Here is a 15823-nt window from a genome sequence, read left to right on the forward strand (position 1 = left end):
CCGTTCACAGATGAAACCCGGTCGGACCTGGATGCCTCCGGCTGATTGCGGCGAGACAATCTTCGTCTAAACTCCGGGTGAATGTCCCCGGTTACACCCTCTCCTCACGATGCTCCGGCTCTTGTCGCCGGCCACGGTTTTTTCTCCTGCATGACACAGGACGGAGAGTTGCTGTCGCTCGACAGGGACGCGGCGCGACGATTTGCTGAACGGGCAGGGGCGCCCCTTGTCGTTCACGCTCCCGCAACGGCGAGGATGCTGGGCCTGTCAGCGCCCGGCCAGCCCTCCCCATGGTTTGATCTGCTTGAGCTGTTCGCCTTTGTCCATCCGGCAAGGCCCGTGGCCCCCACACCACGCGGTCTGGCCCTCGCGCTGGATGTCGGAGATGTCGCGGACCGGCGCATTGAGGCGGATCTGCTGCCGCGCCTGGCCGCGCGGCTGCTCGCCGATCTGCGACAGGTCAAAGGCACGGAGGCGCAGGAACTGGTCGGCGCTCTGGCGGTGCGTCTCGCGAAAGCAGGATGGATCTGGGGCCAGGCGGTCACGGATACACTCGGCGTCAGCGCCCCGCTTCCCGTCGAGGTCATGCAGCCCGGCGACGCTTTGCGAATATGGCGCAACCTGCCGAAATGGGAGGAAACCGCCCGCCGCCCGCCGCCCGGATCAAAACCCGTAACCCCCGCCGAAGCGCGGGCGCGTCTCACGTCACTGCTCGGACCTCAGGCCGAAAGTCGTGTCGGTCAGGCCGATTTCGCCGATGTGGCGACTGCCGCCTTCGCGCCACGGGAAAGTCCCGGTCTGCCACAGGTCGTGCTGGCCGAAGCAGGAACAGGTACCGGCAAGACACTGGGGTATATCGCCCCCGCAAGCGTCTGGGCCGAACGCAATGGCGGCGCGGTCTGGATCAGCACCTATACAAGGCATCTTCAGCGTCAGATCGAAGCAGAAACCGCGCGTCTGCATGCTGACCCGGCCGTACGCAGGCGCCACGTTGTCGTTCGCAAAGGCCGCGAAAATTACCTCTGCCTGCTGAATATGGAAGAAGCCGTGAATGTCGCGCCCACGCGCGGCAACGCGGCGGTGATCGCCCTTTCCCTGCTGGCGCGCTGGGGCGTGACATCCGCCGAGGGCGATCTGTTCGGCGGCGATCTGCCTGGCTGGTTTGGTGAGGTGTTCGGTCATGGCGTCGTCTCCGCCGTGGCGGATCGCAGAGGAGAGTGTATCCACGGCGCCTGCCCGCATTATCAGCGTTGTTTCGTCGAACACTCGATCCGGCGGGCACAGGAAGCCGATCTTGTCATTGCCAATCATGCGCTCGTGATGTCGCAGGCCGCCTGGGCGCAGGTGCAGGGTGTGCATGCCGTGGAGCGGGGCGACCCGGATGGCAGCACCCCGCCTGAGGGCGAAGCTGTGCCGGACGAGGATGGCCTTCCGACACGTTATGTTTTCGATGAGGGACATCATCTCGCCGACGCGGCCGATGGCGCGTTTGCGCTGGAACTGTCCGGGCTGGAGGCAGCGGAACTGCGACGCTGGCTGCTCGGAGCCGAAGGCAGTCGCTCCCGTGCGCGGGGCCTGAAGCGACGCCTCGACGATCTGGTCGTGGGAATCCCGCGTCTGGAAACTCCGCTCGATGCCGCTCTCCTGGCCGCGAAGGCTCTCCCGGCCCCCGGCTGGTCCGCGCGACTCCGGCCAGATGAAGACGACGAGCCGCCGGCAGACGATGCGCCTTCCATGATGACCCTGATGCCCGCGCTCCTGCTGCCCGTGCAGGAAACCATCCCGGAGCCGGTAACCATCAACCCGACCGAAGCCTTTCTCCGCCTGCTGCGTGAGCAGGTTCAGGCCCGCACACCCGGCACCGGGCGCGAGCGGCGGGGAAACAAAGAGTGTGATCTCTATCCACTGATCCCCGGCCTTGGAGAGGCCGCTGTCACGCTCGCCCGTGCCCTGGGGCGGATTTCCGAGCCGCTGCGGACGCTGGTCACGCGCCTTGAAGAGCGGCTGCGCGATGAGACCGACACGCTCGACTCAACATCACGCGGACGGATCGAGGCGATGATCCGCGCCCTCCGCCGCCGGGCCCTGTCGCGCATCGATGGCTGGGCGGCCATGCTGGCAACCGTCTCCGAACCACAGAATGGCGACATCACACCGCAATTTATCCGCTTCATCCGCACGGAATCCCGGGAAGGACAGCGTCGGGGCGAGCAGGATGTCGGGCTGCATCAGCACTGGCTGGACCCGACAATTCCATTCGCCGCCATCCTCGCAGCCCCCGCTCACGGACTCCTGATCACCTCCGCAACGCTTCGCGATGAGACGGGATCCATCCAGGAAGGCGAAGCAGAACGGGTGTGGGAGGCGGCGGAAGCGCGCGTGGGCGCGAATCATCTGCCGATGCCCGCGCTCCGCGCCGCGCTGGCCAGTCCGTTCGACTATGCGTCGCAGACACGGGTGTTCATCATAAACGACGTCGCGCACGACAATCTCGATGCCCTGGCGGCAGCGTACCGCACGCTGTTTCTGGCATCCGGTGGCGGCGGTCTGGGATTGTTTACGGCCATCGAGCGGCTGCGCGGCGTGCACCGCAGAATCGCGGCGCCGCTGGAAGAAGACGGCATCCCGCTCTACGCCCAGCACGTCGATGCGATGGACAACACAACCCTGGTCGATGTCTTTCGCACCGAAACGGATTCCTGCCTGCTCGGAACAGACGCCATGCGGGATGGCGTGGATGTGCCGGGGCGGGCACTGCGTCTGGTGGCCTTCGAGCGTGTCCCGTGGCCACGCCCGGATATCCTGCACAGGGAGCGGCGACTGCATCTCTCACAGGGCGCGCCGGGCCTCTATGACGACAGAATCGCCCGGCTCCGCCTCCGGCAGGCTTTCGGGCGGCTGATCCGGGCGCGCGATGACCGTGGTGTCTTCGTGCTGCTGGACAGGCGGACGCCATCCCGTCTGCTCGGCGCCTTTCCGGACGGTGTGGCCCCGCGCCGAATGGGAATCGCCGCCGCCGCCGCGGAAATCCGGGCGTTTTTTGATGCGCAGGGTCAGTGAGGGCACAGCCCCGGTCCCCGCTTAACCTGATGCTAAAACTTCCCTGTAACACTCCGTGGCATCGAAAGGATGTCCATAAGGATTTGATGCGGCAATGGAGTTTCAGGATCACCACCCGGAGAGTGACGTGCGGCAGCCCGACACCGCCGAACTGGCCGCGCTGCGGGCGTCTGTCTCCCGTTTCGCATCGACCGATCCCGTCATCCTCGCCTGGGCGCAGCAATGCGCCAGCAATCTGTCGGAAGAAGACCAGACAACCGAGGACATGATCCGTCTCTCGGCCACGGTTCTGAAATTCGTTCTTGATCTGGAACTGCACGCCCGGGCTGTCGTCCGGGAGAGCCTGCCGCGCCAGTGGTGTTCCGCTCTTTAAGAGACCGTTTCAAAAAGCTCCGTTCGCGGTAAGTATTTTTTCAAAGGGTTAGCAGAATCCGGGCTCTGCCCGAACCCGGCAGGAACCGCAGGTCCCTGCACCCCGATTTATTTACGATAAAACGGTTTCGAAAGATCTGCGACCTTTGGTGCATTCCAGGGGAAAGCCACGGGAAGGTACCAACACCTAACGATATACAGTGGCGTTTGACGCAGCCCCTGAAACATATCCTGACGTGATCGAACGATTTTAACGCCTGCGGAACAGAAGCTCCAGATCGTTGCGCGTCATCCGCACCCAGGTGGGGCGCCCATGTGAGCAGGTACCGGCCCGGGGCGTGGCTTCCATACGGCGAAGCAGAGCGTTCATTTCAGCCAGCGACAATTTGCGGCCGGCCCGGATGCTGCCGTGGCACGCCATGCGGGCAATCACCGCATCGAGCCGGGCATCCAGAGCAGGCGTCTCATCAATCGCCGCCAGCTCGTCGGCATCCAGTTCTTCTGCCAGATCACGCAGCAGCGCGACGGCAGAGACATTCCCGAGCAGGCCGGGCAGGGACCGCACAAGCACAGCGCCAGGACCGAACGCTTCAATGTCGATTCCCAGTTTTGACAGCGCGGAAGCCCGTGAAACCAGAAGATCCGCCTGACTGCCGGACAGTTCAACAACATCCGGAACCAGAAGTCGCTGCGCCTGAATGGTGCCCGACAGAAACTGCTCCCTGAGATCCTCATGCGTCAGACGTTCATGAGCGGCATGCTGATCTACAAGAATCATATTTTCATCGCTGGTGACCGCGATGATGTAGGTCTCCAGAATCTGCGCGACCGGCGCGCCAAGCGGGTATTCAGTGCCCGGAGTCTGACTGGCCGCCAGAGGTGAGATGTCATCCGCACTCACCGGAGGTGGCGCGGAAGCAGTCCCGGCAGGTGCCGCCATGAGTGTCGCGGGAGACGCGAAACTGCGCGCCGCGGGCACCGAGCCGAGGGCCAGGCCGGGCTCCGCGAAACCGTCCCGCTGCGGTGCTTCCTCCGCCGGATAGAAGATCCTGGCGCCCCGGGATGGTGTGAATCCCGGACGCACACCAACCGCGCCGGCGCCCAGCCCCAGAGCGCGGGTCAGCGTGCCAATGACGAGAGACCGCACGCCCGCTTCGTCGGCAAACCGCAGTTCCGTTTTGGCCGGATGCACGTTCACATCGACCTGGTCATAAGGCAGCGAGAGACTGAGCACCGCGACAGGATGCCGCCCCACCTCAATGACGCGGCGATACGCAACCCGGATCGCGGTCCGCAGCAGCGGATCGACCACCGCACGGCCATTGACCAGCATGAACTGACCCGCCGCCGTGGGCCGGTGCACGGACGGGCTGCACGCAAACCCGGTCAGGCGCATGTCGCCTCGCTCCCCGTCGAGCGCCAGAAGACCGTCTGCGTCCGCCACGCCGAGAAGAGCGGCGGCGCGGGCTTCCGGTGTCTCGGCAGGCCGGTCGATCACAGTCCGCCCGTCGAGCTCCATGAAAAAAGCGACATCCGGCGCGGCAAGAGCCAGACGCCGGACGGCGCTTTCCGCATGCGTGCCTTCAACGCGCGCGCTTTTCAGAAACTTCCGCCGCGCGGGCGTGGCGAAGAACATGTCTTCGACAAGGAGACTCGTGCCAGGTTCGCCCGCACAGGGTTCGGGTGGCGAAACAAGCCCCCCTGCGACATGGATGCGCCAGGCACAGTCACTGTCGGCTTTGCGTGACGTGATGGTCAGCCGGGCAGCGGCGCCGATCGACGGCAAGGCCTCACCACGAAAACCGAGGCTGGAAATCCGCACCAGCGTCTCGTCCGTCAGCTTCGAGGTGCAGTGACGCTGGACGGCAAGCTCCAGCTCGTCCGGCGTCATGCCAACACCGTCATCGGTGACGACAATCCGGTCCGCGCCTCCGTTCACAATAGCGATCCGGATGCGTCGCGCCCGGGCATCAATGGCGTTTTCGACCAGTTCCTTGAGCGCCGCCGCCGGACGCTCAATGACCTCGCCGGCGGCGATACGGTTGATGACGTCGTCCGTGAGACGACGCAGAACGGAGTGGGGAGCAGGCATATCGGTCATGGAAAGCCCACTTTAGCAGTTTGTCCGCCAGGAAAGGAGTGCATCCGGCTCTTTACCCCGGAAGGTTCCCTGCGGCAGGAAAGGACCATGATGAGGATTTTTATTGATGCTGACGCCTGCCCGGTAAAGGACGAGGTGTATCGTGTGGCGGCCCGCTACGGCCTTTCCGTCGCGGTCGTCTCCAACCGCATGATCGCAGTGCCGCAAAGCCCCGTCATCGAACGGGTGATCGTCGAAGCCGGACCGGACTGCGCGGATGACTGGATCGCAGAGCACGCCGGCGCCGGTGATGTCGTGATCACATCCGACATTCCGCTGGCGTCACGTTGTGTGGCCGGCAAGGCCGACGTGCTTGACCCTAAAGGACGACATCTCGACGGAGACGCTATCGGCATGGCGCTGGCGATGCGCGATCTGATGACCGATCTCCGGTCCGCCGGCGTCATGACACCGGGTGGTCCATCCTTCACAAAAGCCGACCGCTCCCGCTTTCTCTCGGCGCTTGACACGCTGATTGTCCGCGTCCGGAAGCAGAGCCTGCTGAAACGGCTGCACCCGGGCCGGAACTGATACCCGGACTTGCGGCCCCTTCAGGGTTCGGGCGGAGCCCGGTCTTCTGCCAGCTCTTTGAAAAATCACAGCACATCACGTAACGCTGACAGAGCCTTTGCCGGGTGTCCGGGCAGCGCTCTCGCGGTCTCACAAGTAACTGGTCCGGGCGCCCCTAGAAACGCGCCGGGATCATCATCGTCTGGCGGATCATGTGAACAGGGCTGGCCCGATAGGAGGCCAGCGTCCGGCCCGATCCTCCCGTGATGGCAGGCCGGGATGGCGGGGGATTATAGCCATGAATAGCGGGGTGAAACGTGCTCTGCGCCGGCGCCTGAGACATGGCCAGGTTGCTGTTGCCGGTCTTTGTGGCATAGGCCACGACCGGCTGCGATGTGTGTGGCACCGGAGGCACCGGACGCCCGCCACCCGAAAACCGTGGAACCGACACTGACCCGGAAGACGCATCGGCGGGCATTGCCCACGATTCCAGCACTTTCCACTGATAAACTGTCCCGATGTCCGGCGTGAAAGAATGATACGCCGCCGCCGCGCGGGGCCAGCTTCCGGTGCGAGTAAACAGATCAGCAAGAAAACGGGCCGCATAACGCGCATTGGTCATGGGATCGAAAGCCGCTTCCAGCGAAGAAAATGCGTCGGCGTGCTGCAAAAGATTGACCTGCAGACAACCGACATCAATCGAGCGGATGCCCTGGTCCTGAAACGCGTGAACGGCATCGATGGCCTGCTGCCTCGTGCTGTAAACATACCCCTTGCCCTGCGCGTTGACCGTCCAGGGCCAGGCAACGAACTGACCATTCGGAAGGTGGCGGCCGCTCTCAACACGCCCCATCGCAACAAGAAACTGATCGGGAATGCGGGTGCTGCGCTCCGCCGAGAGGGCCGCCTGCGCGCAGAGCCCGGCATCTCCCGGTGAAATGAAATTTCTCCGGATGATCGCCGCGCCAGTCTGATCCGCAGACGCCGCATCCACAGAAACATCCGCCCCGGAAACCGGCTGCGGCACCATGGCGAGCGGAAAAGCGACTGCCCGTGTTCCGGTCACAAAAGCCAGAACCGTCAGCAGGGAGGAAAAAACGCGACGCATCACGGGCTCACTATGGCCCGATTCTGTTAATCAGAGGTTATGCCGGGCACGATCCTTCCGGCACTGAACGAAACAGAAACAAAGGCCGGTCATCACACTGCTGCCAGCCCCTGAGAAAACCGGAAGCTTCAGTATTCAACAACCGTCCGGATACTCTCGCCTTTCGCCATCATGTCGAAGCCCTCATTGATCCGCTCCAGCGGCAGTTTATGGGTGATGAGATCGTCAATGTTGATCTTGTGCTCCATATACCAGTCAACAATCTTCGGAACGTCCGTGCGACCGCGCGCCCCCCCGAATGCTGACCCGATCCAGCGACGCCCGGTGACAAGCTGGAAAGGTCGCGTGCTGATCTCCTGCCCCGCCGACGCCACACCGATAATCGTGGAAACACCCCAGCCGCGATGCGCGCACTCAAGCGCCTGTCGCATCAGCGTCGTGTTGCCGATGCACTCGAACGTGTAATCCGCGCCACCGCCCGTAAGTTCGATAATATGCCCGACCAGATCCCCGTCCGGCCCCAGCTCTTTCGGATTGACGAAATCGGTCATCCCGAATTTGCGCGCGATCGCCTCACGTTCGGGGTTGATGTCCACACCGATAATCTGATCAGCCCCGACCATCTTCGCGCCCTGAATCACATTCAGCCCGATGCCGCCAAGGCCGAAGACAACAACGGAAGACCCCGTCTCCACCTTCGCGGTAAACAGCACCGCGCCAATCCCGGTCGTGACGCCGCAGCCAATGTAGCAAACCTTGTCGAACGGCGCGTCCTCTCGGATCTTCGCCAGCGCGATCTCCGGCAGAACGGTGAAATTCGCGAAGGTCGAACAGCCCATATAATGGTGGATTGGCTGACCCTTAAACGAGAAGCGCGACGTGCCGTCCGGCATCAGCCCCTTGCCCTGCGTGGAGCGGATCGCCGTACAGAGATTGGTCTTGCGCGACAGACACGACTTACACTCGCGACATTCCGGCGTGTAGAGCGGGATCACATGATCGCCAGGCTTCAGATGCTTCACGCCCTTGCCAACCTCGCGGACAATACCAGCGCCCTCATGGCCCAGAATGGCCGGAAACAGCCCCTCAGGATCGGCCCCTGACAGCGTGTATTTGTCGGTGTGGCACAGGCCAGTCGCCATGATCTCCACAAGGACTTCACCCTCGTGCGGGCCTTCAAGCTGAACCGTCTCAATCTCAAGAGGTCTGCCGGCTTCAAACGCGACCGCTGCTCTCACATCCATGATCTGACTCCCCAGGTGCTCACCTGCCGGGCAGGCGAGAATCAATGTTTTTCGGATATTAGACCGGATGTGACATGAACGCACAGTATGCTGCGTGCGTTGTTGCCCCATGGGGAAAGACGCCTCGCCTTTCATAAGACGATTTGCTACGACGAGCATTCATGTCTGCGGACAACCGGTCAGAGGCTGTTTCAAAAGCTTCTCTGCTGGCGATCCGACGCGCGTTTTCTGCGCTCCGAAGCTCATGGGCCGGCCGCCCGGTTCGCTTCTGTGCTCCAAAACACACGCCGGCCGCGCCCCTCACGGGCGCTCTCGCTCAGCGGAAAAGCTTTTGAAACAGCCTCTTACAATAATAAGATGCGCGGGCAGACTGCCCGCGCAAAATGCCGGGCCCCGACCAGATGACCCCATGCCCGTATCACGTTGCCGGCCGGGAAGGATGACGAGATGATGCAGACCACGCAGACCCGCTCATGTGACACCGATGCCTGCGCCGCCGCGATCGGGGCCTTCCGCACGACAGTGGCAACGTCCCTTGAGTCGGATATTCCGTTTCGTCACTGGACCCTGGAAAACGTGATTCCCGCCGAAGCATGTGAGGCTCTCGTTGCCTGGCAGCCCGCCGAAGGATCGGTGGCTGGCGATACTGGCGGCCGGCGTGAGACACGCAACGGCGCACGGGTCTTCGTGGAGCCGGGAGCGCGGGCACGCGATGCGCGGCTCGACGTGATGGCGCGGATGTTCGACAGCCCGGAAGCCCGCGCCGCGATCACCTCTCTGTGCGGCACATCCCTGGACCACACGGCTCTGCGTCTGGAACTCAGCCTGGACACCGACGGGTTCTGGCTGGAGCCCCATACCGACATCGGTGCAAAGAAACTGACGCTCCTGATTCCGCTCTCCGTTCACCCGGAAGCAGAGCAATGGGGAACGGATCTGATGAACGCGGCGGGCGAGTCGGTCGTCCGCAGCTCGGGCCGCTTCAACACAGGAACATTGTTCGTGCCTGGTGATGACACATGGCATGGATTTGCCCCGCGCCCGATCGAAGGGCTGCGACGGGGCCTGATTGTGAATTTCGTCGACTCAAGCTGGCGTGCGACGCACGAACTGGCGTTCGGGCCTGCGATCTGATCGTGCCGGATCACCCGCCTCCCGGCGGTTTCCTTCTTCCCTCACACAAGACTGTTTACGGAGAGCAAGTGTTATGAGCGAACGCGAGGCGATGGATTTTGATGTCGTCATCGTGGGAGGTGGCCCGGCTGGTCTGGCCGCAGCGATCAGACTGCGGCAGCTGGCTCCCGAGGCAACCGTCTGTCTGATCGAAAAAGGCAGCGAAATCGGTGCCCATATCGTATCAGGCGCCGTGATCGAGCCGCGCGCGCTCGACGAACTGCTGCCTGACTGGCGTAATCAGGACTCCCCGATCAGAACACCGGTCTCGGAAGAGGAAATGTACTTCCTCACCGAAACAAAGGGGCATCGCATCCCCGCCCTCGACCGCGTGATGCCCCACCTCGCCAATCACGGCAATTACGTCGTCAGCCTCGGTGAGGTCTGCCGCTGGCTGGCCGCAAAGGCCGAGGACATGGGCGTTGAAATCTACCCCGGTTTCGCCGGCGCCGAAGTCCTGATCGAAAACAACCGCGTCGTCGGAGTCGCTACCGGCGACATGGGCATCACCCGCGAAGGCGAACACGGACCGAATTACGCCCCCGGCATGGAATTGCGAGGGAAATACACCCTGTTCGCCGAAGGCTGCCGCGGTTCCCTCACCAAACGCGTCATGGCGCATTATGACCTCCGTAAAGGTGTCGATCCGCAGACCTACGGCCTCGGCGTCAAGGAAGTCTGGGAAATCCCACCAGAAAATCACCGCCCCGGCCTCGTGGTCCACAGCTTCGGCTGGCCGCTGGACGACCGCACCTATGGCGGCGCCTGGCTCTACCATTTCGGCGAAAACCTCGTTTCCTACGGCTTCGTCACCGGCCTCGATTACGAAAACACCTGGCTGTCCCCGTTCGACGAAATGCAGCGCACCAAGCTGCACCCGGTCTTCCGCCCGCATTTCGAAGGCGGCCGCCGCCTGATCTATGGCGCCAGAGCTCTCTCGGAAGGCGGCCTTCAGTCAATTCCGCGCCTGACCTTCCCCGGCGGCGCCCTGATCGGCGATTCCGCCGGATTCCTGAACACGCCGAAGATCAAGGGCACCCATACGGCCATGAAGTCCGGCATGCTCGCCGCCGAGGCCGTGGTGGAAGCACTGGCTACCAGTCGTGTCGAACCCGGCTCCTTCACGCAGCGGGTCCGCAATTCCTGGCTGTACGAAGAACTGAAATCCGCCCGCAACGTCCGCCCCGCCTTCGCAAAATGGGGCATGAAAGCCGGCGCGCTATACGCCGGCATCGACGCCATGATCCTCCGGGGCCGCGCGCCCTGGACACTGCATTATCGCCATACGGACAACGAGACGCTCCGTCCCGCCTCCCTGTCAGAGCCGATCAGCTATCCGAAGCCCGATGGCAAGGTGACGTTCGACAGGTTGTCCTCGGTCTTTCTCTCGAACACCAATCACGAGGAAGATCAGCCGGTGCATCTGCATGTGGAGAACATGCCGCTGTGGAAAACGGTGAACTGGGACGTCTTCCGCTCGCCGGAAAGCCGTTACTGCCCGGCAGGTGTCTACGAGGTGGCCGATGAGGCGACCGATCCGCGCCTGGTCATCAACGCGCAGAACTGCGTGCACTGCAAAACATGCGACATCAAGGATCCGGCGCAGAACATCGACTGGGTGACGCCGGAAGGAGGCGGCGGCCCGAATTACCCGGCCGGGATGTAATTTCCGGGCGTGGTACGCTAAGGCAACCATCAATTCCGGTGGAACGGTAACCGGGCGTGGAACTGCCCTCCCGCCCGTTCCCACCACCAACGGGTACAGGCAGGAAGACCATGAAAATTCTCGTCCCGGTGAAACGTGTCGTCGATTACAACATCAAGGTTCGGGTCAGATCCGACGGAACCGGTGTTGAGACGGCAGGCCTCAAAATGTCGATGAATCCCTTCGACGAAATCGCCGTCGAAGAAGCCGTGCGGCTGCGTGAAAAAGGCGCCGCGACAGAGGTCATCGCCATCTCCATCGGTGTGCAGCAGGCGCAGGACACCCTGCGCACAGCCCTCGCCATGGGAGCCGACCGCGCCATCCTCGTCCTCACGGATGAGAGCCCGGAGCCCCTCACCGTTGCAAAGATCCTGAAAGTCCTCGTCGAGCGTGAAAAGCCGGAACTCGTGTTCCTGGGCAAGCAGGCGATTGATGACGATATGAACGCAACAGGTCAGATGCTGGCCGGTCTGCTCGGATGGCCGCAGGGCACATTCGCCAGCAAGGTCGAGGTGGCTGATGGCCGCGTCGACGTCGCGCGCGAAATCGACGGCGGCACCGAGACGGTCTCGCTGGCACTCCCCGCGATCGTCACGGCGGATCTGCGCCTGAACGAACCACGCTACGCGTCGCTGCCCAACATCATGAAGGCGAAGAAAAAGCCAATGGAGACGCTGCAGGCCGCCGATCTCGGTGTGGACACGACGCGACGTCTGACAACGGTGTCCGTCTCCGAGCCGCCGACCCGCAAAGCAGGTGTGACCGTCAGTTCCGTCGCCGAACTGGTCGAAAAGCTGCGTAACGAAGCCAGGGTGATCTGATCATGACCGTTCTTGTTTTTGTCGAAACCGAAGCCGGTCAGGTCCGTCAGGCCTCCCGTTCCGCGATCGCCGCCGCAACGAAGCTGGGCGACGTACATGCACTCGTCGCCGGCGATGCCGCAGCCAGTGACGCCGCCGCCACGGCAGCGGCTAAAGTGCCCGGTGTCGCCAGGGTGCTGAAGGCCGGCGCCGATGTTCTGGCTCACGAACTGGCCGAGCCTCTGGCGGACCTGATCGTGGCGCTGGCTGGCGACTACACGCATCTTCTGGCGGCCTCTTCAGCCGCGGGTAAGAACGTGATGCCCCGTGTCGCGGCCCTGCTTGACGTGCAGCCGATCCCTGACGTCATGGCCATCGTGGACGCCGACACGTTTGTCCGCCCGATCTATGCCGGCAACGCCCTTGCGACGGTTAAATCCTCGGATGCAAAGAAAGTCCTGACAATCCGCGCCGCGAGCTTCGATCCGGCCCCGGCCGAAGGCGGTTCGGCCCCCGTCGAAGCTGTCACCGTCACGGTGACGGACGAGACCTCCCGCTTCGTTTCGGCGCATACGCCGGTCAGTGATCGTCCGGAACTCGAGTCAGCCCGCGTGATCGTTTCGGGTGGTCGCGGCCTGCAAAGCGCTGAAAACTTCCACAAATACCTTGAGCCGCTGGCGGACAAACTCGGAGCAGCAATCGGCGCCTCGCGCGTGGCGGTGGACTCGGGTTACGCACCCAATGACAGTCAGGTCGGACAGACCGGCAAGATCGTGGCGCCGGAGCTTTATATCGCAGTCGGTATCTCCGGCGCGATTCAGCATCTGGCCGGCATGAAGGACAGCAAGGTCATTGTCGCGATCAACAAAGACGCGGAAGCCCCGATTCTTCAGGTAGCGGATTACAGCCTGGTCGGCGATCTCTTCGAGATCGTCCCCGCCCTGACCGCCGCGCTCTGAAAATCACTGCTGATTTTAAAGATATACTATCAGACTATGAGAATGCGCTGCTTCCGGTAATCAGGCCGGAAGCAGTGTTTTTTATGGGCACGTCCGGAAAGGATTACTCACCGGACTTACGCTTTTCAGAATAGTCATCCACAATGAAATGTTGTGTGCCCGTCGTTCCGTTCAGGGATCACGGTTCTGGTCGCAAATGACCGTGACGACCGGACAGAAGCAAAAATCTGTTCGGGCTGTTAACGGCTGAGTGATAAATACAGGGCAGGCTGAATCGTCCCGAGACCAGGATGATTCCTCAATGTACGACGCCCTGCCCGATCTGTATGATTATAATCCGGGTATGATTGCCGGTGCCGCGGCACTCTGCGCGACATCGATGCTGATCGTTGTCCGGATGGTCTGCCGGGCGGCCATGGTCCGTGGGGCGTCGAGGATAAAGCGGCTTCTTCTCGCCGCCGCCGTTGCCGGAAACGGCATATGGGCAACTCATTTTCTGGCAATGCTCGGCCGGAACTCGGCCATGGATGCAGTCTATGCGCCAGGCCTGACCGTGCTGTCGGCGGGCGTGGCGTTTCTCATCTTTTTCGGAGCCTGGTGGAACGAGAGAGAGACGCCTGGCCGGTCGTTTTCACCTTCAACAGCGTTTCTGATGATGATGGCTGTCGGCGGAATGCACTATATCGGCATCAGTGCGATGGATGATGGTGCGCTGCCTGATATTTCGGCCGCCCGCGTCGTCACATCGCTGATTTTCGGATTTGTCCTGTTTTATGCCGGCTGCCTGTTTCTCCGACGTCAGCACGGCCCCTGGCGGGCGCTGGCCACAGCCCCCTGGGTCATCGGGGTTTGCTGCCTGCATTTTATCGGCGTGCCGCCCGGTTCGCACATGCATGATATGGCAGCGGAAGAAATGCAGGCCGGTTCAGTCTCGCTGGCCGGTATGGTCGCCGCCGGAACAGCAACGTTTCTGATCCTCGCGCTCATCTGGCTTGGCTTTGAATACCGCGTCGGCCTGAACCGGCGTGATGACAACATGCGCGCCCGCAATTTTGCGGATGCCGCAATCGAGGGGCTTGTTGTAACGGACGGGGCACAGATTATCGACGCCAATGATGCTTTTCGGAAACTGGTCTCATGGTCCCGTTATGAAACGGGTTCGCTTGGTGTCTGTCTGCCGGAACTGGTATCCGGCGATATTCTGAGAGCTCTGATCGCGGAAGAAAAGCCTCGGGAGGTGTGGCTGATAACAGGTGATGATCAGCCCGTTCCGGTTGAAATCTATGCGCGTAAAGCGACATGGAAAGGTCGCACCCGGACAGTCCTCGCCGTCGTCGATTTGAGGGCGCGCAAGGAGGCGGAGGCGGCTCTGCGGGCAATCTCCTTTCAGGACAGTCTGACAGGGATCGGTAATCGTCCGTATTTTGTTTCAAAGCTGACAGATTTTCTGCGTCAGAAAGGCCGGAGTCCACGGATCGCTGCTTTTCTGATTGATGTTGACCGCTTCAAAAATATTAACGAGACGAGTGGCCACGCGGCGGGAGACGCCGTCCTCGCTCACATCGCACAGGGGATTTCAGGGGCGGTTCCGGAAGGCGCGGTCACCGCGCGGATCGCAGGTGACGAGTTCGCTGTGGCATTTCCAGCCGATGGGTGCGATCCGTCAGCTTTCGCTGCGCAGCTGGCTCAGCAGCTTAAAATGCCGCTGGATGACAGGAACAATTCTGTCCCTGTTTCGGTCAGTGTCGGATTTGCTGTGTCTGATCGCGATACGCCGGACGGCGAGGCCCTGCTTCACCGTCTGGGTGTCGCTCTGCTTGCTGCCAAGCAGGCGGGGCGAGGTAGCGTGCGGGAATATGATTATAATTTCGACACCTCGATTCAGGACCGTTTTCGGATGGAGCAGGAAATCCGCCTTGCTCTTGATCGAAACGAGTTCTTTCTCGAATACCAGCCGATTATGTGCACACGGACTCATCGCCTTACCGGATATGAGGCGCTGGTTCGCTGGCAGCATCCGGAGCGAGGGCGGATTCCACCGGATCAGTTCATCGGTGTCGCGGAAGAATGTGGCCTGATTGCGGAACTGGGCGAATGGGTGGTCCGGCGCGCCTGTGCCGACGCCGCATGCTGGAGCAACGGACTGAGTGTATCGGTCAATGTTTCTCCACTGCAATTTGCGACGTCTGATCTGCCTGCGGTCATAACCGCAGCCGTTCGGGATGCAGGTCTTGATCCTGCCAGACTTGATATTGAGATTACCGAAAACACATTGCTTCAGCAGGGGCGGCAGAATATGGAGATTCTTCGTAGTCTGCGGAATCTGGGGGCTGGCGTCGTTATGGATGATTTCGGCACCGGTTATTCAAGCCTGAGCTATCTTCGTGACTTCCAGTTTGATAAAGTGAAGATAGACCGGTCGTTCATCCGGGATATGCTTCAGCAGCCTCATTCAGCCGCAATTGTCGATGCGATTCTGTCACTCGGCAAAGGGCTGGGAATCGATATCGTTGCTGAAGGAATCGAAACATCAGAGCAACTGGCCTATCTTGAAAAACGCTGCTGCACTCTGGTGCAGGGATACTTTATCGGAAGACCTGGCCGGGAGATCGCAGAAGCCCCTTCTGAGAGCGTGCTGGAATCTCTGAGAGAAGCTGTTTAAAAACCAGAACGGAGATTTCTGATGAGTATCACTGTATATAATAGTAATGATTTTTACTGATTTTCTCATAATTTTTGTTAATAGCATTCC

General features: G+C 61.7%; 11 protein-coding genes. 8 read left to right on the plus strand and 3 right to left on the minus strand.

The window, feature by feature from the left end; translation table 11 throughout:
• Nucleotides 1-81: 81 nt before the first annotated feature.
• Entirely contained in the window at nucleotides 82-3060 is a 2979-nt protein-coding gene (locus tag GOB85_RS05250) for an ATP-dependent DNA helicase (protein ID WP_173576552.1), read from the plus strand.
• A 94-nt stretch (nucleotides 3061-3154) separates the two neighbouring features.
• Nucleotides 3155-3433, plus strand: coding sequence for a hypothetical protein (locus GOB85_RS05255; protein WP_173576551.1), 279 nt, complete (start codon nucleotides 3155-3157; stop codon nucleotides 3431-3433).
• Between the two features lie 249 nt (nucleotides 3434-3682).
• Here GOB85_RS05255 and mutL read toward each other — a convergent pair whose 3' ends face one another.
• Nucleotides 3683-5533, minus strand: a complete 1851-nt coding sequence (gene mutL, locus GOB85_RS05260) for a DNA mismatch repair endonuclease MutL (RefSeq protein ID WP_173576550.1) — start codon at nucleotides 5531-5533, stop codon at nucleotides 3683-3685.
• Between the two features lie 87 nt (nucleotides 5534-5620).
• On the opposite strand from mutL, the gene GOB85_RS05265 reads away from it, so the two are divergent.
• Nucleotides 5621-6103, plus strand: a complete 483-nt coding sequence (locus GOB85_RS05265) for a YaiI/YqxD family protein (protein WP_173576549.1) — start codon at nucleotides 5621-5623, stop codon at nucleotides 6101-6103.
• Between the two features lie 154 nt (nucleotides 6104-6257).
• On the opposite strand, the gene GOB85_RS05270 is transcribed toward GOB85_RS05265, so the two are convergent.
• Nucleotides 6258-7190 (minus strand): transglycosylase SLT domain-containing protein, encoded by a 933-nt coding sequence (locus tag GOB85_RS05270; protein WP_173576548.1) that lies wholly within the window; start codon nucleotides 7188-7190, stop codon nucleotides 6258-6260.
• Between the two features lie 128 nt (nucleotides 7191-7318).
• The gene (locus tag GOB85_RS05275; RefSeq protein WP_173576547.1) at nucleotides 7319-8434 is read right to left on the minus strand and encodes an S-(hydroxymethyl)glutathione dehydrogenase/class III alcohol dehydrogenase; all 1116 of its coding nucleotides are present in this window, start codon (nucleotides 8432-8434) and stop codon (nucleotides 7319-7321) included.
• Between the two features lie 447 nt (nucleotides 8435-8881).
• On the opposite strand from GOB85_RS05275, the gene GOB85_RS05280 reads away from it, so the two are divergent.
• From GOB85_RS05280 to GOB85_RS05300, 5 genes are all read left to right on the plus strand, one after another.
• Entirely contained in the window at nucleotides 8882-9568 is a 687-nt protein-coding gene (locus GOB85_RS05280; protein WP_173576546.1) for a 2OG-Fe(II) oxygenase, read from the plus strand.
• 73 nt (nucleotides 9569-9641) lie between these two features.
• The gene (locus GOB85_RS05285) at nucleotides 9642-11273 is read left to right on the plus strand and encodes an electron transfer flavoprotein-ubiquinone oxidoreductase (RefSeq protein WP_173576545.1); all 1632 of its coding nucleotides are present in this window, start codon (nucleotides 9642-9644) and stop codon (nucleotides 11271-11273) included.
• Nucleotides 11274-11383: 110 nt separating this feature from the next.
• Nucleotides 11384-12133, plus strand: a complete 750-nt coding sequence (locus GOB85_RS05290) for an electron transfer flavoprotein subunit beta/FixA family protein (RefSeq protein ID WP_173576544.1) — start codon at nucleotides 11384-11386, stop codon at nucleotides 12131-12133.
• A 2-nt stretch (nucleotides 12134-12135) separates the two neighbouring features.
• Nucleotides 12136-13071, plus strand: a complete 936-nt coding sequence (locus GOB85_RS05295; RefSeq protein ID WP_173576543.1) for an electron transfer flavoprotein subunit alpha/FixB family protein — start codon at nucleotides 12136-12138, stop codon at nucleotides 13069-13071.
• A 301-nt stretch (nucleotides 13072-13372) separates the two neighbouring features.
• A complete protein-coding gene (locus GOB85_RS05300; protein WP_173576542.1) occupies nucleotides 13373-15733 on the plus strand; it encodes a bifunctional diguanylate cyclase/phosphodiesterase in 2361 nt (786 codons plus the stop codon).
• Nucleotides 15734-15823: the final 90 nt, after the last annotated feature.

The sequence above is a fragment of the Acetobacter fallax genome (assembly GCF_011516735.1).
GTDB lineage: Bacteria > Pseudomonadota > Alphaproteobacteria > Acetobacterales > Acetobacteraceae > Acetobacter > Acetobacter fallax.